The organism is Arthrobacter sp. Y3223164 (assembly GCF_059091005.1).
This window is the reverse complement of record NZ_JBNHGF010000509.1, coordinates 1-1,682: the sequence shown is the minus strand read 5'-3', so window position 1 is coordinate 1,682 and position 1,682 is coordinate 1. Positions and strand designations below refer to the sequence as shown.

The window sequence follows — 1,682 nt, the reverse complement described above, 5'->3', positions numbered from 1 at the left end:
CGGCCGATTCCACGGCCACCCGGCGGACCTGGACCGGGGCCAGCCCCAGCGTTTCGAGCTGCAGCCGGGCACCCTCGGCCACCGCCGCGCTGCCCTGTTGCAGGCCATGGTCGACGACGACGGCCCCCACCCGATAGGGACGGACACCGTTGCGGGCCGGCCGGTTGAAGAATTCCGCCGCGACGGCCAGGGCCAGCGAATCCGGTCCCCCGCTGCAGGCCACCAGCAACAGCTGCGGTTCGGCGCCCCCGGCGGTCGCTGCCGGCGGACCGAACTGTTCCAGCGCCTGGCGCAGCTGGTGCCGGGCGTCTGCCACCCGCGGATGCAACCGGGGCTTGCGCCGGTCCGCTGCAACACCGCTCATGCGCGGCTGAGGTCCATCCGGCTGACCCACAGGTCGGGGTGGTGGATCTCCTCTTCCGTGGGCAGGTTTTCGGGACGCTCCCACACCTGGTTAAAACCCTCCATGCCGATCTGCCGGGTCACCGCACGGACGAACTTGGCGCCGTCGGAGTACTGCCGGGCCTTGGCATCGAGGCCCATGAGTTTGCGGATCCAGTTTTCCAGCGCGCCGCGGCTCTTGCCGCGCGCGTTGAAACGTTGGCGGATGGTCTTGACCGTCGGGACCAGCGAGGAATCGACCGCGTCCATCACCACGTTGGCGTGGCCCTCCAGCAGGCTCATCACGGCGGTCAGGTGTGAGAAGACGGCCTTCTCCTCCGGCCCCTGGATCAGATCGAGGAGGGAACCCTTCAGCGCGGAACCCGGCCCTCCGCCGTCGTCCTTTCCGCTGTCCCTGGCCGCGGCGACGGCCGCCTTGACCGTCTGCTGCAGCCGCTCGCCGAGGGTGTCCGCCTTTTCCACCAGCGAGGACGACAGCCCGCCGATCTGCTCCATCATGTGGTCGCGCAGCCAGGGGGCCGCGGCAAACTGCACCCGGTGGGTCTGCTCGTGCAGGCACACCCAGAGGCGGAAGTCGGCGGGCACCACATTCAGTTCCCGCTCCACGGTCACGATGTTCGGCGCCACCAGCATCAGCCGCCCGGCGGCCGGGCCCCCGGGCAACAGGGAGCAGAAGGGGTCGTACTGGCCCAGCACCTTGCTGGAGAGGAAGGAGAGGATGGCGCCCATCTGGGTGCCGGTGAGCACGCTGCCCACGGCCGTGGTGGCGTTCTTGAGCTGATCCGGGCGCTTTTCGGCGAGCGCGGCGATAGCCGGGGCCAGCATGACCTCGAAACTGCGGGCGTTTGCCCTGGACCAAGCGGCGCGGTCCACGATCAGCACATCGGAGTCGCGCAGGTCGCGGGCGGCCTCCAACCCGGTGATGCGGTGCACGTGGTCCACCGACTCTTCCGCCAGCCGGCGCATCTCGGCCACGGCGGCGCGCATTTCCGCGGCCTTCATCCGGGGGCCGGCGGGGGTCAGCGTGGCTGCCGTGGACGCGGCCAGTTCCCAGTTGACCAACCGCGGGGCGGGGCCTGGGGTGGCGCCGGATTCACTGGGGGTCGGTGCGCTACTGTCCATGCGTCCCATCAGATCACATCAGCGGCGAGCCGGTCACTACCGGCGGGCATCGATTGAAGCGGCTCGGCGGCCGGGGCTCAGCAGCCAAGGTCGGCGGAAGAGTAGCCGGCGGCCGGGGCTCAGCAGCCAAGGTCGGCGGAAGAGTAGCCGGCGGCCGC

Annotated in this window: 2 protein-coding genes; both read right to left on the bottom strand. The window is 70.5% G+C overall.

The window, feature by feature from the left end:
• Nucleotides 1-364 (bottom strand): PP-loop family protein (locus AC5RUJ_RS15905; RefSeq protein ID WP_494156200.1); only part of this gene is annotated, 364 nt, incomplete at its 3' end.
• Nucleotides 361-1,524 (bottom strand): zinc-dependent metalloprotease, encoded by a 1,164-nt coding sequence (locus AC5RUJ_RS15900; RefSeq protein ID WP_494001925.1) that lies wholly within the window; start codon nt 1,522-1,524, stop codon nt 361-363. The genes AC5RUJ_RS15905 and AC5RUJ_RS15900, both read right to left, overlap by 4 nt.
• Between the last annotated feature and the right edge of the window lie 158 nt (nt 1,525-1,682).

Excerpts from the sequence above, each read along its gene's own strand:
- AC5RUJ_RS15900 (WP_494001925.1), bottom strand. The coding sequence starts at position 1,524 with ATGGACAGTAGCGCACCGACCCCCAGTGAATCCGGCGCCACCCCAGGC.